The 23,514-nt window shown below is 55.7% G+C and carries 24 protein-coding genes and 2 pseudogenes; 12 read left to right on the forward strand and 14 right to left on the reverse strand.

Translation table 11 applies throughout. From position 1 onward, the window contains the following. Positions 1-128 precede the first annotated feature (128 nt). Positions 129-728 (forward strand): annotated as a pseudogene (locus tag PSEMO_RS28950) (methyl-accepting chemotaxis protein); the annotation flags it as partial. A gap of 534 nt (positions 729-1,262) precedes the next feature. Further along, positions 1,263-2,630 carry a chromate efflux transporter gene (gene chrA, locus PSEMO_RS28955; RefSeq protein ID WP_075806304.1) on the forward strand — a complete coding sequence of 456 codons (1,368 nt, stop codon included), beginning with the start codon at positions 1,263-1,265 and terminating at the stop codon, positions 2,628-2,630. 707 nt (positions 2,631-3,337) lie between these two features. On the opposite strand, the gene PSEMO_RS28960 is transcribed toward chrA, so the two are convergent. The 4 genes from PSEMO_RS28960 to PSEMO_RS28975 all read right to left on the reverse strand — a co-directional run bounded on the left by PSEMO_RS28960 (position 3,338) and on the right by PSEMO_RS28975 (position 7,237). Next, the gene (locus PSEMO_RS28960; protein ID WP_075806305.1) at positions 3,338-4,087 is read right to left on the reverse strand and encodes a substrate-binding periplasmic protein; all 750 of its coding nucleotides are present in this window, start codon (positions 4,085-4,087) and stop codon (positions 3,338-3,340) included. Positions 4,088-4,451: 364 nt separating this feature from the next. Further along, on the reverse strand, positions 4,452-5,312 hold the full coding sequence (locus PSEMO_RS28965; RefSeq protein ID WP_075806306.1) for an SMP-30/gluconolactonase/LRE family protein: 861 nt from the start codon (positions 5,310-5,312) through the stop codon (positions 4,452-4,454). 39 nt (positions 5,313-5,351) lie between these two features. Next, complete coding sequence (locus PSEMO_RS28970) at positions 5,352-5,825, reverse strand: DMT family transporter (RefSeq protein ID WP_075806307.1); 474 nt, start codon at positions 5,823-5,825, stop codon at positions 5,352-5,354. Positions 5,826-5,839: 14 nt separating this feature from the next. Next, positions 5,840-7,237, reverse strand: a complete 1,398-nt coding sequence (locus tag PSEMO_RS28975) for an amidohydrolase family protein (RefSeq protein ID WP_075806308.1) — start codon at positions 7,235-7,237, stop codon at positions 5,840-5,842. A gap of 143 nt (positions 7,238-7,380) precedes the next feature. Between PSEMO_RS28975 and PSEMO_RS28980 the strand changes: the two genes are divergently transcribed. Together PSEMO_RS28980 and PSEMO_RS33975 are read left to right on the forward strand one after the other, a co-directional pair. After that, a complete protein-coding gene (locus PSEMO_RS28980) occupies positions 7,381-8,283 on the forward strand; it encodes a LysR family transcriptional regulator (RefSeq protein ID WP_075806309.1) in 903 nt (300 codons plus the stop codon). A gap of 993 nt (positions 8,284-9,276) precedes the next feature. Next, entirely contained in the window at positions 9,277-9,450 is a 174-nt protein-coding gene (locus PSEMO_RS33975) for a GNAT family N-acetyltransferase (RefSeq protein WP_256680142.1), read from the forward strand. A 135-nt stretch (positions 9,451-9,585) separates the two neighbouring features. Here PSEMO_RS33975 and PSEMO_RS28990 read toward each other — a convergent pair whose 3' ends face one another. From PSEMO_RS28990 to PSEMO_RS29015, 6 genes are all read right to left on the reverse strand, one after another. Then, positions 9,586-9,909, reverse strand: a complete 324-nt coding sequence (locus PSEMO_RS28990) for a hypothetical protein (protein ID WP_075806311.1) — start codon at positions 9,907-9,909, stop codon at positions 9,586-9,588. A 196-nt stretch (positions 9,910-10,105) separates the two neighbouring features. Continuing rightward, a complete protein-coding gene (locus PSEMO_RS28995) occupies positions 10,106-10,351 on the reverse strand; it encodes a helix-turn-helix domain-containing protein (protein WP_009402735.1) in 246 nt (81 codons plus the stop codon). Positions 10,352-10,880: 529 nt separating this feature from the next. After that, complete coding sequence (locus tag PSEMO_RS33305) at positions 10,881-11,687, reverse strand: hypothetical protein (protein WP_144443643.1); 807 nt, start codon at positions 11,685-11,687, stop codon at positions 10,881-10,883. A gap of 117 nt (positions 11,688-11,804) precedes the next feature. Next, complete coding sequence (locus PSEMO_RS29005) at positions 11,805-12,077, reverse strand: helix-turn-helix domain-containing protein (RefSeq protein WP_075806312.1); 273 nt, start codon at positions 12,075-12,077, stop codon at positions 11,805-11,807. A 99-nt stretch (positions 12,078-12,176) separates the two neighbouring features. Then, positions 12,177-12,767, reverse strand: coding sequence for a hypothetical protein (locus PSEMO_RS29010; protein WP_075806313.1), 591 nt, complete (start codon positions 12,765-12,767; stop codon positions 12,177-12,179). An 11-nt stretch (positions 12,768-12,778) separates the two neighbouring features. Next, complete coding sequence (locus PSEMO_RS29015) at positions 12,779-14,131, reverse strand: tyrosine-type recombinase/integrase (protein ID WP_256721254.1); 1,353 nt, start codon at positions 14,129-14,131, stop codon at positions 12,779-12,781. 365 nt (positions 14,132-14,496) lie between these two features. Here PSEMO_RS29015 and PSEMO_RS29020 point away from each other — a divergent pair, with 365 nt between their 5' ends. From PSEMO_RS29020 to PSEMO_RS29035, 3 genes and pseudogenes are all read left to right on the forward strand, one after another. After that, positions 14,497-15,819 (forward strand): tyrosine-type recombinase/integrase, encoded by a 1,323-nt coding sequence (locus PSEMO_RS29020; protein WP_075806512.1) that lies wholly within the window; start codon positions 14,497-14,499, stop codon positions 15,817-15,819. Between the two features lie 898 nt (positions 15,820-16,717). After that, positions 16,718-17,260: pseudogene (locus PSEMO_RS29030) on the forward strand (integrase domain-containing protein); the annotation flags it as partial. 452 nt (positions 17,261-17,712) lie between these two features. Continuing rightward, positions 17,713-18,135 (forward strand): hypothetical protein, encoded by a 423-nt coding sequence (locus PSEMO_RS29035; RefSeq protein ID WP_075806315.1) that lies wholly within the window; start codon positions 17,713-17,715, stop codon positions 18,133-18,135. Between the two features lie 91 nt (positions 18,136-18,226). Here the strand turns inward: PSEMO_RS29035 and PSEMO_RS29040 are convergent, their stop codons facing one another. The 3 genes from PSEMO_RS29040 to PSEMO_RS29055 form a co-directional block, all read right to left on the reverse strand. Next, positions 18,227-18,475, reverse strand: coding sequence for a hypothetical protein (locus PSEMO_RS29040; RefSeq protein WP_075806316.1), 249 nt, complete (start codon positions 18,473-18,475; stop codon positions 18,227-18,229). A 797-nt stretch (positions 18,476-19,272) separates the two neighbouring features. Beyond that, the gene (locus PSEMO_RS29050; protein ID WP_256721255.1) at positions 19,273-19,635 is read right to left on the reverse strand and encodes a hypothetical protein; all 363 of its coding nucleotides are present in this window, start codon (positions 19,633-19,635) and stop codon (positions 19,273-19,275) included. A gap of 143 nt (positions 19,636-19,778) precedes the next feature. Further along, positions 19,779-20,003 carry a helix-turn-helix domain-containing protein gene (locus tag PSEMO_RS29055; protein WP_075806318.1) on the reverse strand — a complete coding sequence of 75 codons (225 nt, stop codon included), beginning with the start codon at positions 20,001-20,003 and terminating at the stop codon, positions 19,779-19,781. Positions 20,004-20,194: 191 nt separating this feature from the next. On the opposite strand from PSEMO_RS29055, the gene PSEMO_RS29060 reads away from it, so the two are divergent. Together PSEMO_RS29060 and PSEMO_RS29065 are read left to right on the forward strand one after the other, a co-directional pair. Further along, complete coding sequence (locus PSEMO_RS29060; protein WP_075806319.1) at positions 20,195-20,821, forward strand: hypothetical protein; 627 nt, start codon at positions 20,195-20,197, stop codon at positions 20,819-20,821. 296 nt (positions 20,822-21,117) lie between these two features. Then, positions 21,118-21,468, forward strand: coding sequence for a hypothetical protein (locus tag PSEMO_RS29065; protein ID WP_075806320.1), 351 nt, complete (start codon positions 21,118-21,120; stop codon positions 21,466-21,468). 417 nt (positions 21,469-21,885) lie between these two features. On the opposite strand, the gene PSEMO_RS29070 is transcribed toward PSEMO_RS29065, so the two are convergent. Then, positions 21,886-22,239 carry a histone-like nucleoid-structuring protein, MvaT/MvaU family gene (locus tag PSEMO_RS29070; protein WP_075806321.1) on the reverse strand — a complete coding sequence of 118 codons (354 nt, stop codon included), beginning with the start codon at positions 22,237-22,239 and terminating at the stop codon, positions 21,886-21,888. A gap of 161 nt (positions 22,240-22,400) precedes the next feature. Between PSEMO_RS29070 and PSEMO_RS33980 the strand changes: the two genes are divergently transcribed. From PSEMO_RS33980 to PSEMO_RS33990, 3 genes are read left to right on the forward strand one after another with little or no spacing between them, the layout of a single operon-like run. Beyond that, positions 22,401-22,568, forward strand: coding sequence for a hypothetical protein (locus PSEMO_RS33980; protein ID WP_256721256.1), 168 nt, complete (start codon positions 22,401-22,403; stop codon positions 22,566-22,568). Between the two features lie 50 nt (positions 22,569-22,618). Then, positions 22,619-23,134, forward strand: coding sequence for a type II toxin-antitoxin system PemK/MazF family toxin (locus tag PSEMO_RS33985; protein WP_256721257.1), 516 nt, complete (start codon positions 22,619-22,621; stop codon positions 23,132-23,134). Continuing rightward, positions 23,131-23,412 (forward strand): hypothetical protein, encoded by a 282-nt coding sequence (locus tag PSEMO_RS33990; protein WP_256721259.1) that lies wholly within the window; start codon positions 23,131-23,133, stop codon positions 23,410-23,412. The genes PSEMO_RS33985 and PSEMO_RS33990 overlap by 4 nt, the downstream gene beginning before the upstream one ends. Positions 23,413-23,514 lie beyond the last annotated feature (102 nt).

The following is a 23,514-nucleotide window of genomic DNA, read 5'->3' on the forward strand; positions in this document are numbered from 1 at the left end:
TCACCGCCAGCCCAGCTAGACCGCCTGATTGAGCGGCAGAGGCCTGGTCATCGCCCGACGGCCATGGCGGCTGGCTGCTTCGGGGGGCTTGCCTTGGGCAGGGCTGCAGCTTAGGTTGATGACATTGGACGGTAAGCTCCATTGTTCGACTAGCCGAGGACGTCACGCAGACTTCCGGCAGTGTCGAGCATCTGGCCAATCATGTACGTGACATCAGCCAGGTGCTCTCGGTCATTCGTGCCATTGCCGAACAGACCAATCTGTTGGCGCTCAACGCCGCTATCGAAGCGGCCCGCGCCGGAGAGCAGGGACGCGGCTTTGCGGTGGTGGCCGATGAGGTAAGGGCACTGGCGCACCGGACCCAGCAATCGACCCAGGAAATTGAACAGATGATAGCGGCCATCGACCAAGGCACCAGTCAGGCCGTGGCGGCGATGCGTACCAGTTGTGAGCGGGTCGATTTCACCTTGGAAGTGGCCCGTGCGGCGGGTATGGCACTTGACGAGATTGCCCAGTCGATTTCCGCCATCAACGAGCGCAACCTGGTGATAGCCAGCGCCTCGGAAGAACAGGCCAATGTCGCCCGTGAGGTTGATCGCAACCTGCTGAATATCCGTGACCTGTCGCAGCAAAGCTCAGCAGGTGCCGATCAGACCAGTGCTGCGAGCCAGGAGCTGTCGCGGTTGGCGGTCGATCTGAATGGTGTGGTGCAGCGCTTTCAACTGTGAAGGTTGAGCAAGCGAATTAGCCATACGGGCCACTAGCGGCTTTTCCCGGGAGCTGTTTTGGGGCGAGTCCACAGTTTCGGACACAGATGAGTAGGAGATGTAACCACCTCATACAGCGGAGTCCTAGTCGATTGAGTACCTGCCGGGGTGGCATAGTCATGCATCTACCGGAGCACAGCGCTATTCAGGGTTTCTAGGATGGTAGACGCTTGGCTCAGGAAAACGAACCGGGTATATGGATGCAATGCTCACGCAACGCAGATTATCCCATCACGCTGGTATGGGGGCTGACGAATTCTAGCGTCTACTCATGAGTTGCCGATTTGGGGCGATTGCGGTCATCCAAGAGCGGCTTGGCGATGGAGAGCTAGCCGATACTCAAATCTATCGGCTACATCAATCTTCCGAGGCTCCAGATATTGAGCATTTCCTCTCAGGTTTGGAAATACGCATTGGCTGATGACGATCAACTGAGAATGGTCACGGGAGCCATGGATGGCCTGCTGAGGGCTTTCACAAGTGAAGAATACCCAAATGGTTGAGACCTCCACAGTGAGTGAACAGCCGCCATCACAAGCGGCTCAGCAGTCAGTCGGCCTCTGTGAAGCCTTCCTGTTCTGGCTCAAACTGGGTTTCATCAGCTTTGGTGGGCCCGCCGGGCAGATTTCGATCATGCACCAGGAATTGGTTGAGCGTCGGCGCTGGATCAGCGAGAAGCGTTTTCTGCACGCGCTGAACTACTGCATGTTGCTGCCTGGCCCTGAGGCTCAACAGCTCGCCACTTACATCGGCTGGCTCATGCACCGCTCCTGGGGCGGAGTGATTGCCGGCGCATTGTTTGTGCTGCCTTCACTGTTCATCCTGATCGGCTTGTCTTGGGTTTACGTCGCTTTTGGCGAGGTGCCGGTAGTCGCGGGAATCTTCTATGGCATCAAGCCGGCGGTCACGGCCATTGTCCTCCATGCAGCTCACCGGATTGGCTCGAGAGCCCTGAAGAATGGCTGGCTGTGGGCCATGGCCGGTGCCTCGTTCGTGGCCATCTTCGCCCTCAATGTGCCATTCCCGCTAATCGTGCTGGTCGCCGCCATCATTGGCTACGTGGGTGGTCGCCTCGCCCCAAGCAAATTCGTGATCGGTGGCGGGCATGTGGCCGCGAAGAACAGCTACGGCCCGGCCATTATCGATGACGACACCCCGGCCCCTGAGCATGCCCGTTTCAACTGGGGACATCTGGCACGCCTGCTGCTAGTCGGTGCAGGGCTCTGGGTCCTGCCCACGGGACTGTTGACGCTGTCGTTTGGCTGGGGCGGCACCCTGACGCAGATGAGCTGGTTCTTCACCAAGGCCGCACTGATGACGTTTGGCGGTGCATACGCTGTGCTGCCCTATGTCTACCAAGGCGCTGTCGGGCATTACGGGTGGCTGACGCCAACCCAGATGATTGATGGCCTCGCCTTGGGGGAAAGCACTCCGGGGCCTCTGATCATGGTGGTTGCCTTCGTCGGCTTCGTGGGTGGCTACGTGAATCCGATGTTCGGAGCAGAAAGGCCTTTCCTTGCCGGCGCAGTCGCCGCGAGCCTAGTCACCTGGTTCACCTTCCTGCCATCGTTCCTATTCATTCTCGCCGGTGGCCCACTGGTGGAATCGACCCACAACGAGATGAAGTTCACCGCACCGCTGACAGGCATCACCGCCGCTGTGGTGGGCGTGATCCTGAACCTCGCTATGTTCTTCGGCTATCACGTGCTTTGGCCAACGGGCTTCAGCGGGACGTTTGACTGGCCTTCAGCGCTGATCGCGCTTGCAGCTGCAATGGCTTTGTTTCTCTTCAAGCGAGGTGTAATCCAGGTACTGTTCGCCTGTGCAGTGGCTGGTCTAGCAGTTCACATACTGCGCATATAAGGCCAACGGATATGCCTAGCCGGAATTTTCAGAGGCTGACCCAGCCCTTTCTCAGCGAGCCCTGGCAAGAACTGAAAGGATTTGGAGGGCGGGTTTTCCTCGCCAACGTCTGCTTTGGGTCGAAAGCCGCTGTTCGCAAGTGACCGCTTTCGACCCAAAGCTGACAGGCGCGGAACAATTTCATGGTCAGAAGTTGGCATAGAAAGACACGGATGGAACTTCGGGAGCCGCGATGAACGAAGCGAGTGCGTAGGAATCTACTCGGATATGATGGACGGATGCCAACCGGATAACGTCATGACAGCAAACGAAGATTTGATTAATTGGAATACGCGCTGGCGACTTGCTGGTGGAGTTGTGTCTTGCAGGACATGTCATTCCAGGCAGCCTGAGACTCACCGAGGAAAGGCTTTTGAGCATCTTCCGGGTTGTGGTCATGCGGGGCAGCACAGCACGCCGTGGGATGACCTAGACATGATCTGCCAGAGCTTCAAACACTACAAATGACCTGTTATCCCAATCAATCGTAGTGGCACCGACTGCTTCTGGCCGTTAGCGACGGCCTGACTCCGACCGTCGCCATGCGGCCATTCCCTTATTCGAAGGCTGATGGCTGCGTGTTGCAAAAAAGTTCATGACTTATCCTCCTCGTTGAGTGAGAGCGATGCTGGATAAGTGCGAAGCGGGCTTGCGCTGGTTCCGCGCTGTCATTGCCCGATGGGGTGATAGTATCGATCCTGGATGCGCTCCAGTTCGCCCGAGTGGCGCAGTTGCTCTAGGGCGTGGGCCCAGGAGGCTACCAGTTCGTCGTCACAGTCGCGGCTGAAGGCGATGTACAGCGATGAGCGATAGAGCTCGATGGGAATCTGCCGCAGCGTGCCGGGGGCGATGTTCAACTGGCGGCTGTAGTAAACCACTCCCGCATCGGTGTCGCCTATGATGATGTCGGTGCGCCCGGCTAGCAGCATGCGATAGAGCTGCAGGCTCTCGGTTGCAGTTTTTTCGAGGTTGTTGAAGCCCCGCGACTGCAGAGTCTCGGGTATCAGGCCGGCATGTCTCGTCGTAATTTTTGGGGCGTGAAGTAGCTGCTCCAAGGAATTCACCGGCTGCTGCGTATTGGCTAACTGATAGGGGTGAATGGACTCTTCCACGATCGGTCCGACCCACTTGTATAGCGGTTCGCGCTCTGCCGTGCGGAATAGTGAATACATGATGGTCTTGGGCCGGGTCTTCAATACACGGGCGCTTCGCATACTGGGCAGCACCACCACCTCAAAGTCATCCCCGGTCCGCGCCATTATGGCTCGAACGATCTCCGTGGCCATGCCGGTGAGGTGATTTTTCTGCTGGTAGTTGTACGGCGCCCACTCTTCAGTAACGACCTGATACTGCTCGGCCCTCACGGGAGTGCCAAGTAATAGGCAGAGCAGCGCGGCAGTAAGTGTCGAATGTTTCACGTGTTCTGCCTGGTGGGCTGTGCGGTGATTAAGGATGGATCTGATCAAAATATAGAAATTAGTATAGACCCGTGACACACGGCAAACGCCTGATGCAGTGCCGTAAATCGCCACCATGGCGATTGACACACACGAACCAGTACGCATGGCATAGGTTTCTCAAGAGCGTTTAGCGGATTGCCTCTTATCGATATCGGTTAGAACATGTTGTGACCGTACGGTTCTGGCCGTTTTCTGCCCTCCACGAACGGCACAGATCGGCCAATTGCTGCCGGTGGCGATAGTCAAAAAACGGCCAGAAGTGTTCATTCCGAGGCGTCTACGAAATTGGCATTTAGGACGACGCGCCAGGCTAGATTTCTATTTAGTTCAGGCGCCCTGAAAATCGCTCTTCAGGCAGTCCGTCGGCGACAATAGCTTCGGCTTTTATGAGCGCCCCATCCGAATTTGTCGGCTTATTCAGTCCTATCAACGCGCTGGTGCTGTACAGCGTTGCATAACCGGGGCCCGCTAATACCGGGCAAGTGGTCTGAACACACGGGGAGTAGATTACGTGATCGACTTTTCCATCGGGCGTATAACGCACCACTCTGCTGCCGCCCCATTCGGCATTCCAGAGAAAGCCTTGAGCATCAATGCACGAACCGTCTGGAGCGCCTTGACCGTCAACTGTCGTGAACACGCGCTGGTTTTCCAGCGAGGGGTAATCGCAGCAGGAAATGCATCCCAGAAGGGAATCGGCGTAGTAGAGGGTAGAGCCGTCCGGACTGAAACAGATGCTGTTCGGAATCGCTACTTCGGGAAGGTCGAGCGTTTCTGTTTCGAGCGTTGCCGCGTTGAGTCGATGAAATCTGCCGGTGGTTTGCACATGCTCAGCTGCGTCCATCGTACTGAATACAAAGTTGCCCATGCGGTCGCAGCGGCCGTCATTGATACGGGTTCCGGGGGCACCCGGCGTGGCTGCAATTTTGCTGAAACGACCGGTGGTCAGTTGGTAGTAGCCCAGGCAGGATGCCAACCCCATTAGCAATACGTCTTCGTTTGCCGTGAGGGCAAATGAACCTAGCGACTCGGGCAGTGACCAGCGCTGCACTTCACCGCTTGTGAGATCCAGAGCACGCAACTCACAGCCGGGGATGTCGGTCCAGAACAGACGTTCGGTTCTTTCACACCAGACAGGGCACTCGCCAAGTAGGCTGGTGGTATCGGTTAGGGTTTTAAACATGGTTACGACCTACAAAACAGGATGGGGTAAACAAGGCAATCAGTTGGAGAAAAGTGCTGACCACCTGTCACCGAACAGGGCGATAGCCAGGCCTGCGAGCATCACCATCGCCCCGACCAACTTAATGGGAGACACCGGCCTTTCCAATGCTCCCATCAAGCCGAAATGATCGATAACCAGTGACGCAATGATCTGCCCGGCGATAGCGAGGCCGAGCAGGGCTGACAGACCGATCTTTGGGGCAAGCACCACATAGCTAAGTAGCGCACCGGCACCCAGCAAACCGCCCAGCAGGTTCCATAAGGGTTGGGTAGGGATAGCCGCCAGTGAGGCCACTATCCCGCCTCGCATTAATGAGAAGATGCCCAGGCATACCGCGCCGGCAGTGAAAGAGAACAGCGCTGCCGCTACGGAATCTCCACCTACACCTTTAGAGAGTTGGCCATTCAGCGTGGTCTGCAGAGTGATGCCAAGCCCAGCACAGACGGCCAGCAGGTAGTAGGCTGCGTTCATCTCGCGTCTCCTTATTAGGCTGACTCAAGCGGCAGGAATGTCTCGACAAACATATCCGGTTGATAGCCTGCAGCAGCAAACAGATGCTCACGGGACTCGTCGATCGCCGCACGCAGCCTTTCGCTGTCCACACCCAGCACTTTGCCGCCGCGTTTGACGATACGCCCACCAATCATGACCGTGTCTACATTGCTGCGCTCGGCCGCATGTACAACGGTGCCAAAGGCGTTGCCTGACGAGTAAAGGTTGATGTCCTGCGCGTTGATCAGGATCAGATCCGCCTGTTTGCCTGGAACCAAGCTCCCGACTTTGTCCTGCAGGCCAGCGCAGGTGGCGCCGTCTAGCGTGGCGGCTTTGAGCAGGCCGTGGGCGGGTAGGGTCACTACTGGATTATGATCTTCACCGCAGCAGCGCTGCTGGTGCATGCCCATGACGCGTTGCAGGTAGAACGCCACCCGCATCTCCATGAACATGTCGCCGCTGTAGGAGGTTTCATTATCAACGCTCAGCCCTGGACTGATGCCGTGACGCTTGGCCGACCGCATGGCGAACATTCCATCTTCAATGCCGTAGTGAGCATCTGAACGCGGGCATACGTTGACTCTCACGCCAGCCTCGCGAAGGATCTTCCAGCCGGCGTCCGGCAGCGCGGTGCAGTGGTTGAAGATGTTGTCGGACCGCAGCAGGCCTTCGCGATGCAAACCTTCCAACTCAGCAGCCATGTCCCCGCCAAAAAACTCGGTGATGATCGGCAGCCCCAGGCGTCTGGCCTCAGCCCACAGCTCAGGTTCCAGCTGCGCCATCACCGCCAGCGAGAGTAGCGGGTTGTCACCGTTCTTGATGTATTTTTCCTGCAGGCGCTCTAGGTTGCCCGGCCAATGGGCTTTGTCCCACTCACCCGCAACCGGCGCCCCCGAGGCATGTACGGCGCGTATACCAGCATCAAGCAGCGCCTCGACCGCAGCGTCGGAGTGAGCGCCGGTGCGGCTGTTGTGCGAGTTGTCCACCAAGGTCGTGATACCGGCATCAATGCAGCCCAATGCACTCAGCAGGTTGCCGATGTACATGTCCGCCGGACGATAGTATTTGGCGAACGAAAAGTGGGTGGCGTTGCAGTAGTCCTCCAGGGTTGCGGCGTTCGGATTGATTCGCCGTAGTTGCCCTTCCCAGGAGTGGCGGTGCGTATCGACCATGCCCGGCATGGCGATCATGCCAGATGCCTCGATCACAACAGCGTCGCCGGCTTCGATATGTTCACCGATGGCCGCGATGGTGCTGCCTTCGATAAGGATATCGCCACGCACCAGATTGCCGACGTCGCCGTCCATGCTCAGCACAGTGGCGCTGCGGATAAGTGTGCGGGCGGCCTGAGCGGCCGGGGCCTGCACGATGCTGCGGTTGTATTCCGCCATATCAGTACACCTCTTCAAATTTCGTTGGAAGAAATGTACGTAAGGCGATACTGCCAGAAAAAGATGGGTAAACTGTTTTTATTATTCAGTATTGGCGAATAATAACGCCGTTCCCGATCACTGTTTTGAGGCTGCTAACCGCCATGGATCGTATTCAAGCGATGCAGGTTTTCGTCCGCGTGGCTGAGGCAGGAAGCTTTATTCAAGCGGCGCAGACGCTCTCTCTACCGGCCTCGACGGTCACCAGCAGCGTCAAAAATCTTGAGAAGTACCTGCAGGTGCGACTGCTCAACCGAACAACGCGGCGGGTCAGCCTTACGCCGGAGGGCGCAAGGTATCTGACGCAATGCCGGGAAATATTGGAGCTTATCGAACACACGGAGACCAGCCTGACGGACTCCATAAAACGGCCGCAGGGGCGTCTGCGTGTCGATATGCCGGGCGGTATTGCCCACTTCATTGTCATGCCGAATCTGTACGACTTTTACCGGTGCTACCCGGATATCTACCTGATGATAGGTGTGAATGATCGACCTGTTGATCTGGTTCAGGAGGGCGTCGATTGCGTGATTCGTACGGGCGAGCTCCATGATTCGACGCTCGTTGCGCGTCCACTCGGCCGGTTTCGCTGGGTGACCTGTGCGTCTGCCGCCTATCTCGAAGAGAACGGTACTCCGCAAACACCACACGACCTATCGCACCACCGGGCCATCCACTACTTTTCGGGCAGCGCTAGGCAAGCTGGTGAAATGCGCTTCGCACGCGCTACTGAAAAGATCTCAGTCCCGGTAAACGGTACAGCCGCCGTCAACGAGACTGGGCTCTACATCAAAATGTGCCTTGATGGTTTCGGGTTGATTCAGCTCGCTGAGAACGTGGTGAGCGAGCACCTGCAGCAAGGACGGCTGATCGAAGTGCTTGCTGATTGGCAACCGGATCCGGTGCCCGTGAACCTGCTGTACCCGCATCAGCGATTTCTTTCGCCCGCTGTGAGCTCGTTCGCCGATTGGATAGCTGGGCTGATCCGAGACGAGACGAGTAATTGACACTTGCTAGCAGGGGAAATCTCATCTGCCATTTGAAAAAGCGTTAGCCCCCGACTCTTCTTCATACCCCATAACTGAGGCCTCCTAAGCGTCTGCTTTTGGCCGAAAGCAGCCTCTGGGGGACGTCCGCAATGGGGCGGCAGCGGTCATGTTCGACTATGCGGTCCGTGGTGAGCTGCTCATTGCATACCACGACCGCGTTCCCTTCGCAAAAGCAGAACGCTGGTCGCCAATTCGCGTCCCGTTCGACTCTTGACGCTGCCCGAACTGTCCCGCCACGCTGGGGGGCAAGACGCTCCAAGGCACGGTGCCGCGCGACATCGATAGCGACCTCGCCCTGGAGGAAAGCTGCACTTCGGGATTGAGCGTTCTCCTGTCGTCGCTACAGGATGGGCCAGCCGGATCTTCATAGACTTCACCCTGAACCGGCTCAGCGCCGAAGCCGAACAGCAACTGCTGGCCGAGATGTTCCGAGCACTCAGCCTGACCGGCTGCTCTATCTGCGGTGTAATAGTGAATGACGAACCATTGGAATCCCTGCACAACGTCGGCTCCGCGACGGTCGGCTCAGATCACTTGGGGGCGTTGGATGTGCTGGATGAGAACCGCAGGGTTGAGGTTGACGGGACGCGCTCTGGTAGGTCAGCAAGGCGACGGGACCGGCCAGGCCTTGGCGACGCTGATCGGCGTCACCCGTACCGCGCGCAACAGCGTAAATGAGGCAGTGGAATACCTGAGCAGGGTGGTGCCGCCCGATGTCTATCGGAATGGAGATTCGTGTCGCTAGATCAGAGAATACAGAAGCGATCCAGGCCATCTAACTGCCTATCGCGCTCCATCCGGCCAATCGAAGTGTGGAGCAAATGCGTCAGCGGATCGCCACGACGCTGCAAACCTTCCCCTATCTGGTAGCCGTACGGGAAGGGTGGGTAGTCGGTATATGCCTATGCCAGTCAGCACAGGGCGCATGCGGCGTACCGCAGGGCGGTGGGTATGACGGTCTATGTCGCCGAGGGCCAACGCCGCAGTAGGGTTGGTCAGCAGCTCTATGACGTGCTGCTGACGGTTCTGAAGCGTTCGGGGTATCACTGCATTGCTTTGTCGAATGAAGGCAGTGTCGGGCTATACGAGCGACTGGGTTTCCAGCACATCGGGACGTTTCCCTAGGTCGGGTTCAAGCCCGATACCTGGTATGGCGTAGGGCACTAGATTTGATCTGGGGGCGACGGCCTTCGTCCCGATGATCTCGCGCGTTTTCGAGCAATCTGCTGAAACGCGGGGTCATGCTTGCGGCGGGCGAATTTAGAGCGCTTCAAATTTCGCTTTCTGTTGGGCCATTTCCGCAATGGCTTGATGGACACGGTTCTCGATGATCTCTATCAGTTCGAGGTGCTTGGGAAATTCCTGCTTGAGCCAGGTGCTGCAGACGAAGTAATGATCGAGGTGTATCGCAAGAGGTTGCCGGTCACCCTGAGCGCATAGCATCACATTGAATTCTGTCTCGTCTCCTGCCATGGCGGCGGGCACGAAAATGGTCCCCTTGTCGCTGAAACCGCACGAGCGGCGCCATTCAGGGATGCGTTTCTTCTCGGGGTTATCTGCGGCAAACCAGGTGATTCTTTCCATTTAATCGACCTCATAGATGAGCAATGCGCAATGTGCGTCGTGTCTGATGCGGGTGTTTGGTTCAGCCCGAATGGAGACCCGCTAGAAGCGTTGGATCGTTACCTGGCTCGGGCGTTGGTAGGGCAGGCAACTGGTTTGTTATCAGCCGCAGGATGACTCACCGGCCACCGGCGCACTTGGCAGCCACCAGGTGACGCTAGAGGCTTGCATCGACCAACAGCTCGGACGGTTTGCATTCCACTGCAACGGCGATGCGCAAGATATTCAGGAAGGTGACATTCCTTTCCCCCCTCTCGATCTTCCCCATGTGAGAACGATCCACGCCTGCCGCATCGGCTAGTGCTTCCTGAGAAAGCGCGAGCGCCAGGCGGCGGGCCCGAATTGCTGCACCGAGCTTTTTCAGACTGCCGTCGTTGTCGAGGGTTGCGGAGATTCTTGCCATGGAAAGAATCGTCCCGTTATGATGCCTATACGGCCACGGTATTTACGACCCATTTTATGGTTTGGCTTGTTGGGCCCAGTTCGCGGTTAACCGTCATACGACAAGAGAGAGCATCCATGGATGGGGCGCGGAGAGGCGTGCTGCTTGAGCATGAGGGCAGGTGGGCTGGTGAGAAGAAGCATCTCCAATCCAGGTTTGGCATCAGACGTTTCTGGCTCGGTTGGCTCAGCGTGAGATTTGATGGCGGCCCGGTCTATTTCGACATGGTTGAGGCACTTCAACAGGCAATTGCTGATTTCGGATATCTCGTGAGGCGTGGTGAACGGTTGAGTGCCGAGGAGTGGCTCCACCGAATCAATACTCTCGGTCTCCGTATTACGCCAGCGCAATTGACGGCGATCGAAACGCTCATGCGGAATCACTAAAGCTGCAGTAGCTTGCTTCAATAGGATTGGGGTGGTGAGCTGTCGTCATTTGAATGACAGGCTCACCACAGCTATGCGGTATCACAAATCTGGCAGCAATTGGTCTAGGTTTTGCCGAAGCAGCGTTCTAGCCATTCTTCGTTTTCTTGAAACTTGGGAGGCGTTTCCTGCGTCGGATAATGGTGTACCACACCCCTGCTCCTGTTTACCGCTTTACCGTGCGGCGAGCTGCACGTGTTTAATCTTGCCTGTGAGCCTTGTTTCCCGTGGCCTGGAGCGAATTCCTTGTCTGGCAGGTTTGTCCGGAAATTGTCTGCCTTTTGGCTGGACACTGTCAGGCTGTTGTCTGCCAGCAAGGCCCTCTCTATCTCCTCAGCAGTTACCGAGAGGGGGCGCAATGTCTTTTTATCGAGGCGTTCGGAGCCACTGTCGCTACCGTCGGCGATGAACAGAATTCCCTTCAGGTTGCCCATGTAGTCGTGGAATGAGGATAAGCGCGGGGGGAACTTCAGACCGGAGCGCTCCCAGAATTTGTGAAAGCCCCACCGCTGGTTTTTAATTCGAAATTGGCCAGCAGGTAACCTCTCACCCTTCAGCCCTGTTGCCGTGTTTCTTGAACGATATAAATCAGCATTGTAAATCGCATAGGCGTGGGACCGCTGTACCACAGAGCGAAAATGAAGGGTCACGCCCTCAGAATGTCTCGCTCCATAACAGTCAGCCCCATACTCATAATACTGGTATGCGTCTATCCCTAGGCCAGAAAGAATATCTTTGATAATCGCATTCGAATGTTCATCCAGCCATTCTTGTGGTATTTCCTTCTGGCTCTTCGGGCGAATAGATAGCCGTCCTAAGTCGATACTAACTTTGTCACCCCTGTTAAGTAGTCGAATGAGCATATTTGCCATTGAGCTTATGTACTTGTCGGTGAGATGCAGTAAAAGTCGATTCGTGCAGCGCTTATGCGCACCTCGGAGAGGTGCACAAGCGGTACGGTGAAAGCGCGCCGAGAAAGCCGGCTGCGCTCAGAGGGACTTTCCGGTGTGGTCGGCAGTGCGGCGGGCCAGGAATTCGGCCAGGCCGCTCACTCGATAGCGCACCAGACGACCGACTTTGAGGAAGGGGAGGTTATAGCGACCGGTAGAGCGCCAGACGGAGAGAGTGCTGACCTTCACGCCCAGGATCTGGGCTGCTTGCTTGTCGTCTACATGGACGGGAGGGGTTTTGGGGTCGTAGCCAAGTTGCGCGGCAATTTCGGTCTTGATTGCCTCGATTTGATTGGTGGTCGTGCCTTGCATGGAGAAACCCTTTACGGAATTAAGCTTGGCAGGACTACATGGTGTCCTGCAGGTTTTGACCGGTCAGGGATAGTCTCTGGTAAACGAATCTGGATGTCGTTACACCGAAGGCGCTTGGTGTCCTAGAATTTTTTTTACCCATTTGACGACAGTTGGTGGACGATTTAGCTCCTTATAAAAAGTACACATCTCCTCCGCAAATTTCCCAGGAGCCCTTTTGTCATTGATATCAAACTCTCCACTTTTTATCCGCTCTATCAGCAGTCGCTCCACTGCTTCACGCTTGGTATGGTTTTGGGTAGGACGAGGTCCCTTGCTGGCTGCGCTAGCTTGCCTGGATTGCATTTCTCGATAGGCGTGCGTGCGAACCGCATGCGCGTTTTCGATAAATCTTGACGGCAGAAGCTCCCCCATGTCCTCGGGGCGGGTTGTTTCGGCAAGCGCCGTAGGTTTTCGTATCTCATGAAAAGATTTTTGTTCAAGACGTTCGAAGAGTTGCATAACGAGGATCGGCGACAACCCTTCTGATAAATCTAATTCAGAAAAAAGCCGTTCGAATCGCTCCAGGAGCTGGTCGGGAGTTGCGGGGACATCTGCCCAAAGGAAACCGAGGAATTCCTTTTCCAGCAATTCGACCGCCGCAAGCTGTCGTTTGAGTTGTTTTTGATGATCAGCGATTTCGACAGTCATTGCGTCTCCATTCATTTGCGATGGTTCTGGTGTAGATCAAGCACCTTGGCGGGCTCCTTCAAACCCGCAGCCTCAAGCATCGCTTGTGTTGCGGTGTTGACCGATTGGCGAACTGGGTCCAGGTCTAGGCGAGCATAAATCTGCGTCGCCTGATGGGTCTTGTGGTTGAGGCTTTTGCCAATGATCGCCAGCGAGGCGCCGGTTTTCGCCTGCCAACTGCCAAGCGTGCGGCGCAGATCGTGAATGCGTAGATCGGTCATGTCATACGAAGCCGTATCTATGGCGAGGCTATCTGCCAGTGCCCGGTATTTCCTTTCTGCTTTTGCCGAAGCAGTCAGAAGTTCGAAGTCGGCGGTCTGGCGTTCTTCGGTGCTCAGCTTCTCCTCTTTCTCCAGCAGATCCAGCAAGCGTCTCATGCTGGCACGGCGTAGCACGGTTGCCCACGCCTTCTTTGGCTCGACCAGGTGTCCAGTTTTCCCCGTTCCAGGAAAAACGAAACTGGAGCCCTTCTTCTGCGGTTGCCGGTTCTTGAGTGTGGCTACGGCCTCCGGGGAGAGGGTGACGTTTTGCGGAGTTCCGTTTTTGGTCATGCCAAGACGCCAGATGCCCGCGTCGAGGTCGAGATCGCGCCATGCCATCTCCTGCACGTTAGAGCGGCGTGCGCCGGTCAACAGTGACAACAAAAAGAAGTCGCAAAGATCTGACTCTGCGATGGCCTCCATCAGATAAGGAAGCTCGGTGGCCAAGGCGAATCGATCCCGTGATGGCGCGGGGTTCTTTTGGATGCGGCTTGCAGGGTTGGCGCCGGTAAACAGCTCGAGATCAGCAGCGAAGTTGTAGACCGACGACACGACGATGATTGCGCGATCAGCTTGAGCGGGACTTTTCTTCGTCGTCCTGGAGTGAATTGTCTTGATTTCGGACCGTGTGATCTGCGACAGCTTGCTGCTATGGATTGGCGCCAGATACATGTTCACCACATCCGTATAGTCGCGCTTGGTGCGTTCGCTAAGCGGGGAGCCGTCACGCTTTTTCTTTTCAGACAGGTACTGCTGGAACACGTCGAGGAAAGTGGGCTCTTCTCGGATCGCTCGACGGACGGCTGCTGGATTGGCCCCGGTGGCGAATTCGCTGAGCACCTTCTGTGCATTGGTGCGAGCCTGCTCGACTGTCATCTCGGGGAAGGATCCGAGTTTGATCCACTCCATGGCGCCAACCCGCTTGATCACATAAAAGGTACGACTGCCTGCTGCGGTAATGCGAAGCACCAGCTTGGGTATCTCTGTGTCGTAGACGTTCAAGCGGTTAATGGCTGGCGGCTCGATGGCCATCAGGGCGGTCTTGGTGAACTTCAGCTTCATCATGGCTTCAACCTGAATCGCTTGGCTAGCACTGGGCTAGCACGGGCTATCAAAAATGGTCCATCTTGGTGATGGTTCGTTAAGCCAAGACTAAGCTGAAAGCCCTATTTTGCATAGGTCTGTAGGGGGTGATGAAGATTGGTAAAACATAAGAGCATCTAACTCGTAACGCGAAGGTCGCAGGTTCGATTCCTGTCTCCGGCACCAGTTCAGGTTCCAGCGAAGGCTACCAAAATCTCTGGAACCCCCTTAAAACCCGCCTTCTGGCGGGTTTTTTCGTTATGGCGTTCCGTCGGAATCCGGCAGCTGCCAACCGATTTAGGGGTAACGTTTGGGATAAAGTCGATTCGATAAAGGGGTTTACCCTTATGGCTCGTACTACTGCTCCCCTGACCGACACCGCATGCCGCTCGGCCAAACCTACTGACCGCCCATACAAGCTTTTCGACGGTGACGGTCTTTACCTCCTCGTTTACCCCAATGGCCGCAAAGGCTGGCGCTTCCGGTATGTGAAACCGGATGGGCGAGAGGGGCTGACCTCGTTTGGCAACTATCCCGTCATCGGGCTTGCAGATGCTCGGCAGAAGCGTCTGGAGACTAAGCGGATGCTGGCTGAAGGCATTGATCCGATTGCGTCCAAGCAGCAGGCCAAGGCCGAGGCGGTTGTGAGAGGCCACACATTCGAGCGCGTTGCCTTGGACTGGCATAAGGAAATGTCCGTGAAGTGGGCGCCTGGCCATTCGCGGACTGTGCTCAGTCGTTTGAAGACTCACGTATTTCCGCTGCTCGGCGCACGCGCCATTGTTGATCTGGATACCTTCGACCTCATGCAGCCGCTGGAAGAGATCAAGAAACGCGGCACGATCGATGTGGCCCTGAGGGTACAAAACTACCTACAAAGCATCATGCGTGAGGCGAAGCGGCAACGGCTGATCACGGTGAACCCAGCGTATGACCTTGAGGGCTTCATCAGCGCGCCACGGGTTACGCATCGGCCTGCACTCCCGCTGTCACGTTTGCCTGAGTTGATGGATCGTATCGAGAACTACAAGGGACGCACGCTCACTCGGCTGACCGTCATGCTGTCGCTGCATGTGTTTGTTCGGTCCAGCGAATTGCGTTTCGCACGTTGGAGTGAGTTCGACCTGAAGCGCGGCATATGGGAGATACCTGACACGCGGCCCGCGTTGGACGGCGTACCGTATTCGACCAGGGGCACGAAGATGGCGGGCGACATCCATCTGGTCCCGCTGTCACCGCAAGCGGTGGCGTTGCTCGAACAGATTCATGCGATCACCGGGTATTTCGATCTGGTGTTCACCAGTGACGCTCGCTCGTGGAAGCCAATGTCCGAGAACACGGTCAACAGCGCTTTGCGGAACATGGGCTACAACACCAAGACCGAAATCTGCGGGCATGGATTTCGGTCAATGGCGTGCAGTGCCTTGGTCGAATCCGGGCTTTGGTCCGAGACGGCTATCGAACGGCAGATGAGTCACAGGGAGCGCAACAACGTTCGGGCGGCGTATATCCACAAGGCCGAGTTCCTGGAGGAACGGCGAATGATCATGAGTTGGTGGAGCCGTTACCTCGAAGCGAATCGGCAGGAGCATATCTCGCCGCATGAGTTCGCGAATCAGACCGGGGCAAACGTTTCTAGCCTACGAGCAAGGCGTGGCGCAGTCGAGTGAGCGCACGGCTTTGAAGCGTCGGTGATCCGCTTTTCCATGCGGGTCCATCCAAACAGGGCTGCAAAGCCGCCCTGTTTGGATGGACCTCATCTGAAAAATCAAAAATAATAAATCGGCCACTGGAAACCACGGGATTCCGTACACACCCAACGTCATTTTCAACTGCAAAATCCAGCGGGCGAGTCGCTTGACCCTCTCGGATTGCGGGCGTAGAAAAGACAGTGCAAAGGCTGTCGTTGACAGCACCCCAGGTGACCCGAGCCTTCAAAGTCACGCCGCTCTCGCGGTGGCTCTACCCAAGGGCGATTCGCATCCGGCAGCTCGCCCGGTCACTACCCATGTGATGGATGCTCTTACACATATAGCGCTCGTGCGCCAGATACGCCGTACCTCGCTGCTCTGCAGCAACCTATCCGCTTGGCCGAAATATTGCGCCAACCTGTGCCCGTCTCTTTCTTCTGGAAAGAGACGGGCACTTCTACCACTGCTGCAGCCCTGATCGCACAAGGCTTTGCGGCATTCCCCCTCGTGACAATCGGCGTGACAAACGCCGATGTCACCAGCAACAGCGCTGTAGATGATGGTGCCGCAGACCACGGAATGGACTGCACCTGACTGACAGTCAGGCATGCCCCGGTCATCGCATTGCTGCTTGCACATGGCTCAGGATCTTCAGGCGCTGGTCTCGTCAGCCAGTGCTGCCTTCACCCGCCCACCGGTATCGGTGTTCAGGAGGCCAGATCATGAGATGCCCTTGCTCCCGGTTGTAAGGAGCCGCCAGTCCCGCGAAGAGGACATTCCCCACAGGTCGCAGGGGCCTTGATCCCTGATAACACTCAGCATTCCTGGCGGGATGACGTGGGGCGAGGATCGGAGAGCGGAAGATGAGGTGACTGGCATGGCATTGGTGGGTAGACGCGATGGCCGCAATTTTGGCTACGGCAGGCAATTGAGCTATGCAGGGCCGCAGGCGCTGAAAGACATGTTCGGCGGTGGCCACTACGGCACGGTCAAGGCGCACAGCGATCGGTGGCAGGCATTCGTGAAGTGGTGTCGTTCTGAGGAAGGGCCCGGTATCAATGATGCGCGGCGGATTGATCGGAAAGTGTTGGCCGACTACGCGGCGTATCTGCGCGACATGGTTAAGCGCGGTGATCTCGCCGTCAGCACCGCACAAAACCGACTCTCCAGTGTTAACAGAACCATGGCGGCGCTTCGCGGTGATCAGTACGTGAAATTGCCCAGCCCGAGCAAGGCGTTGGGTATGAAGCGCAGCGGGGTTCGACAGTCGGTGCCGCAGGGCCAAGACCGCGAACAGGTTAACCAGATCGTCAATGCGCTGTGCAGCCAACATCAGCTACGAGCCGCTGCAATCGTTCTGTTGGCGCTAGCCACCGGCATGCGCTTGCGTGAGGCGATCCTAGCCGACTTGCCACGGCTGCGATGTCTTCGCATTGCCCTACATAACCAGGGACTTCGGTTCAGAGAGCAAGCTGTTCGGCGAGTTCACCCTTCAGTTGGCCAGTATCGGCGGGCCTGTCATTGGCGTAGTCCTCGGTGCCTGGCTAACAGGCCGCGCCGGCAGAAAGCTGAGGATCAAGGTGGCCGACATCGAGTTGGAGGCCAGCACGCAAGCTGAGATTGATCACCTGCTGGTAAAAGCCCTGGGGCTCAAAGCGCAGTGGAATACCCCGGATCGACCCGAGGTCGAGTGAGCGAGATTCAAGCCAGGTTGCTGCCGTACTGCATGCCAACAGCCGGCGCCGGCGAGCACTGCGGATTGTTGCGAAATACCCCATCAAGCTTCTTTTCTCGATCAATGCGTTACGCTAGCGGCACAACGGCGTGACTCGTTCGAGCAGCCACAGCGAAATCAGCGAAGAGACCCTGGCCATGAGCATTATCAAGACCCCTGTTCAGCCCTCAGCCAACGACCCCCACGACTGGTTTGAGCAGAAAACTGTACATGTGCTGGTAGTGGTCACTGGCAACCAAGAGCTGACCCAGGAACAGGTGGCAGACCGGAACATGGCCGAGATGCACCGGCAGGGGTTGATCTTGGGATGGGAGGTGTCGGCTTTGCCAGGCTCAGTGCCACTGACGAAGCTGCAGGAAACAATTGACCGGATCTACAAGGCTACGAGCAAGGAGCGGCTTCTAACCGCCCGTGGTATTGCCTGCGGATACCTATCGGCCTTGAGAGATGAAGGGATTGTGGACATGGATCGCCATGAGGTGCTGTTTGAAGAAATTGAGCGCGTTACGCGGGAGCGAGAAGGGCAGCTGGAGCCCCCTGCCGCTAATGCAGGGGTGTAACAACGGCAGACCGAAGCCCCCTGGTCTGGGGGGCACTGGAGCTCTGTGATCGGCGCGCCGCCGGCGCCGAATCTGATGAGTCAGCAGCGAACTAACACTGGTAGTTCAATCGCCGGTTGATATGAGCAGGCACCTGGCCCGCGCCGAGGCCTTCATCTCTGAAGGAAGCCCAGTCATTCGCCCCATCCATGTTGTAGGGCGAGTGAACCCTTATCAGCTCAGGTGTTTGTAGGGTCGGCAAGCTGTTGCCGGCTTCGTGGGGCTGGGATCCCGCCCCTATGTACAGCAGCAGCAAGCCAACGGTGAATTGGATCAGTGCATCAATCAGGTGTTTTTTCATCCATTGCCCTACCTCCTTTTCTGAGGGCAATAGTATTTATAACGACCGAGTCTCAGAAATCGCGCAAGTGGCAAAAAAAATGAAAATATTTTTGGGGATGCCGTAAGGCAAGCCAAATGCTTGGATTTTTGGCATGGGCTGCTGCTCTATAGCTGTGCGCGGTATTGCGGTTTCTCAACAGCTGTGTTGCCTTCTGGTGGAACGGTGATTGGCTGTGGAGGTTTTCGCGGGCAAGAAAAAGCCGCCCGGGGTAGGCGGCTTTTTTCGATAACCAGGCTGATGGGCCTGGCTTCGTGTCCGGTTGGTTACTTTCACTGGGAAATACTAAGCATTCATCCTCTCAGCGTAAGTGCTCCCAGATCACCCTGGCTCCGACTAGCACGGATGGTTCCAGCTCTGGCTGATTCCAGGCCACCCCGGGATTAGACCGAGGCACTCCTTCCCAGAAAGCGCCAAGTCATTCACCCCATCCATGCTGTATGGCGACTGAGCCCTCATCAGCCCAGGTATTTCTCGAGTCGGCAAGCTGCTCCCGGCTTCATGGGGCTGAGATCCCGTGCCGATGTACAGCAGCAACAGGCCAACGGTGAATTGAATTGCTGCATCGATTAGGTGTTTCTTCATGATGTTGCCCACCTCCTTTTTGTTTCTAGGGCAACACTATTTATAACGGCAGAATTTCTTTCGCCCAGGTAGGGGTTTGCACGGTTTTCACGAAATAAGCAATGGCGAGGAAGGAGAGGCAGATACGTGGTGGACGCGCATTGAGCACGAGCTCCGGCTCAAGATCCTCGCGCTCATAATGTTCCCGGAGTTCGCGGGCACATAGATAGGCGAAGCTGCTCCTCGAGCCATCCACCCAGCCGCTGTCTTGGCAAGGGATCCAGCCTGGCGGTGACGGCAGTCAGCAGCTCGACGATCCTGCAGAAGTCCTGGTCTTCAGGGAACCAATCGTTGAGTTCGACGTTGCAGCGAGGCGCGGTACTGCTAGACCAGGCGATGACCATGTCGGCAGCTGCCCGGAAGTGGTCAGCGATGAAGATCTCGCGTTCGACTTTCCAGCCGCGTCGACGAAGCTTTGGGCCGGCGTCCACAATGCCGGCATCATCAAGGTAGGCCGTAGTATCAGGAAAGTGTATGCCTGCGAGCGAGACTTTCACCTGGCCAGCCTCTTTGTCCCATTAAGCGGTTCGGTGCCATCCCCCTGTGGTCGCATCCGGCCAGTAGACGTTGATGGCGGCTTTGCCCGTGATGTAGTGGCTGCGGCTTACCCGGGAAAGGTCGACGTCGAAGCGAGACATGGTTACTCCGGTAGCTCAGCGTAGAGCCGTATGCCCAGCTCGTTCAGCACCTGCAGCACGCTTGCGATAGCTACCGTGCCTTTTCCCGTTTCTATATCCCTGAGCAACACATGACTCTTGCCGAGGATATGTGCCAAGTCAGTCTGGATGATTGCCTGCTGCTTTCGGACTTGTCGAACCGCTATGCCCAAGTCCTCGGCTGTACGCAGCTGCATCACTTCAGTCATGGGGCATCCTGTACCTTAAAACTAAATCTTAGCTTATTTTTCGGTGCCAACGGGCATGGATATCTGGATTTCGAAGCTAAAGCTTAGTTTTTGGTCGGTAAAAACTATTTTGAAACACATGTGAATCAATATTGCATCGCAATGGAATTGCATGCGATGCTTGGCGCATAAATCGAAAGGAGCACCACTCTGTGACTGACATCATCTCTCTCATCGAAAACTCTGCGAAGGCCAAAGGCGATCAGGTTTCCGCAACTCTCCGCATGCAAAAAGAGCTCTACTCGTTCATCGAAGGCCTGGCCGACCAGCTCGATCTCAGCCGTCAAGAAACGATGCTGAAGCTCCTCGAAAAGGGGGTTGAGGCCGCGAAGTACGCAATGAAGCTCGACGATGTGGCGGAGGCAGCCGCAGAGATCGATGCGCTACCCGCTTCGAAGTTTCATATCCTCAACACGAACAAGCGTCACTCCGTGCAGGATCACGAGCGCATGCTGAGCGAGGGCTGCGCGGCAGCGTTCTATCATCCTTGGAAGCTCAACATCGATCGTATCCAAAAGGGCGATGTAGTCTTCCTGTATGAGAATGGCAAGGGAATCGTTGCTTACGGCCAAGGTACTGGCGTGACGGAGAAACGCATCCACGGCGGCTTCCTGGATGAGTGCCACTTCCAGCGCCTGGAGGGTTTTGAGGTTCTACCAAAACCGATCTCGGCGTCGGAGATAAAGAAGACACTGCAAAAAAATGTCGTGCTGCTGCGCACGATGTCAGCAATGCCTGAGGGCCAGCTGCTGCTGGATCTCATCAAGAAGCGCTCTTGATCCAGAACTAACCCCAGGGCCCTGCAGCTGCAGTGGCCCATTATGGGTAGCAGAACGCCCACAGTTGTATGCCCCCACAAAGACCGAGCAGCCACACAAGGCTGCTTTTTTTGGCCTCAAAAATGATTTTCCCCGCGCTTTCCTGCAGGAGAGGGGGGGGGGGCGTGCGGACTGAGGCTTCCGACGCCATCGATCCAGAGTCTTGTGCTTCGATATTAAAAATGTAATTATATTGTTGTTATAGAATTATGTAGACCGAATGAAAGGTCTGGTCAGCCTACACGGAGAAGCACGCAATGAAGCTCAGTCTCGATTTTTCCTCGTCTCCCGCCATTTCTGCCTGGGTAGCCAAGCAGGCCGATGCACAAGCAGCCGTATTGGCCGTGGTTGAGGCATATGTGCAGGCAAACGACAACCCAGTGGGTGATGCAACTGCAGCGCTCAAGCAAAAAGTCCTCGAACTGCCGCACGATCTGCGTTTCGAGATCTCCCAGGTCATCGGCCCTGTGGTTTGGAACCGCCTGGATCGTGCCGATCGGGTGAAATTCGGCAAGTACGTAAAGGCCAACCCTGCCGATTTTGGCATCGAGTACATTGAGCGTAGCCCTTCCAACCATTCGATCTACAAGCGCATTGCCAAGCAGTAACTGAAGACAATGCCGGTCTGATCAACCGGCATTTATTATCATGCCTGATTTAATACTAACCAATTCTATTATTTATTAACTTATAAGTTCATTTAATATTATAATATTTTTCCGCGTGCTATTGATTTAGTTTTTTGAGGTGGTATAACTTATATGTCGCCAACAACAATTAACAATGGCGCATGGAGAATATATGCACAAAAATAAGTTTTGTATTGTCATTTTATGTATTGTAATAACAGCTTGGTCAAGCCAACTAAACCGTGGGGAGTTTGATGGAGCAGCTTGGCAGCTGGCTGATAGGGGAGGGCTGTTGAACCCAGAATAGGCAGGAAACGACTTCGGTCGTTTTTTGTATCTACAAAAATATTATAGTATGACAATAAGGGTCTTTCGCCCCCTATCGTATGACAAAAATCAGGACAGCCAGGATTCTACTTCTTCAGCACCGTACTGAGTTTTCCACTCTTTCAGCTGCCTGTGATTGCCACCTTTAGTTTCGATGACTTCACCGCTGTGAGGGTTTTGGTAAACCTTGACTGCACGTGGGCGGCGCTGTGCTTTCTCTGGTGCCTGAGTGGCAGTTTGCAGGTGAGCCTGTGGGTCAAGGATTGAGATTACTTCGCGCAGGCTGCAGTTGTATTCAACCAGAAGTGCGCGCAGCTTTTCTTCAAACTCGATCTCACGCTTGAGCCCCTCATCCCCCTTCAGAGCCTCAAGGGCTTGAAGCTGTTCCGCAAGGTGTTTCTCAAGCTGACGAAACTCAACCATTTAGACATTTGCATACTCCAAAAAATGAATTTTTCCCGATTCTATTTATGAGCCTGCTGAAAAACAAGTTTTGTTTGTGTCTGGATCTTCTGTCACTTCCAATGTAGCGCAGAAACAGTCGAAATCTGTCATCTCTTACCAAGCTTGACTCAAGGACGTGCATGCAGACCATCATTGTTCGCTACCAGGAGCTGATCCTCGACGGTGAAGGCAACCCTGCTCACGTAATATTGGGAAGCGAGAGCTACGAAGACATCAAGGAAGCGTTGATTCCCTCGATGCCTCGCCTCGCCAGAAAGAAGGGGAAGATCCGCCCCCAGTATTTTTGACGAAGCGCTTTCTCAATCGTGATCACCATGTATGGCGCCTTGAGAATATCTTGGTCGAGCAGGCTGCTGAGGGCAATACCGCGATCTTCAATATCATCGTTCGCCGGCACGACACGAACAGTGAAGAGTTCCTGTACCAGACGCTAAAAAAGAACCGGGCAACCCCAATCAAAAGGCTCATCCGCCAAGGCACTTTGGTCGAGGTAAATTTCGGATTCGTCCAACAGATTGCAAGATCGACCGCAGCGCTACACACGAACAAGCGATACGTCGACACACAGCTTTTCGGCGAGATGCACAAACGCCGGCTGGCCGTGGTTGTGAAAGTGATATCGAAGGACATCGTCCAGGTGGCACCGGTGACCTCAGCGTCTATAGCCGAAGAGGATCGCACGAGCTTTAAGATCAGCCAGGACACCTTGGACAAAATGCCGAGGTATAAGGACAACGGCAAAGAGAGCAACCTGCTCTGCAGCATGCTCGAAACAGTTTCCACGCAGCGGATACTCCGTTGGGCTTTCACAGAGCAGGGGCTGGTCGTAACGCGGGCTATAACATCGTCTTGAAAGGGCAAGAAATCAAAGCCCTCAAAATCGCCCTGGTGCACGCTGTAGGTGCCTCGGACTATGTGCCTGGCCAGGTGGTTTTGGATCTTAAGCGCTCGATCGAAAAGCTCGAGGGTATGATCGCCGGCCAGGCTGAGCAGCTCGCTGTCAGCGAGGCCTCTATACGTGAGCTCGATGTCTACAGACGACTGGCAGCAGAGTGGGCTGAGCAGATGGGCCTCAACCTGGAGGAGGAGGTCGAGTTCCAAAAAGCGCTCGATCAGGAAAATGGAAATTGAGGCCTTCGTAAGCTTGCCTTTCTAGGCTACAGGCCGCATGTTTCCTGAGGTGGCCTACCTATTGTCAAGCGATAGTAATTACTTTTATATATCATTTGCCGT

Origin of the sequence: Pseudomonas putida (assembly GCF_001941965.1) — a bacterium.
Lineage (GTDB): Bacteria > Pseudomonadota > Gammaproteobacteria > Pseudomonadales > Pseudomonadaceae > Aquipseudomonas > Aquipseudomonas putida_L.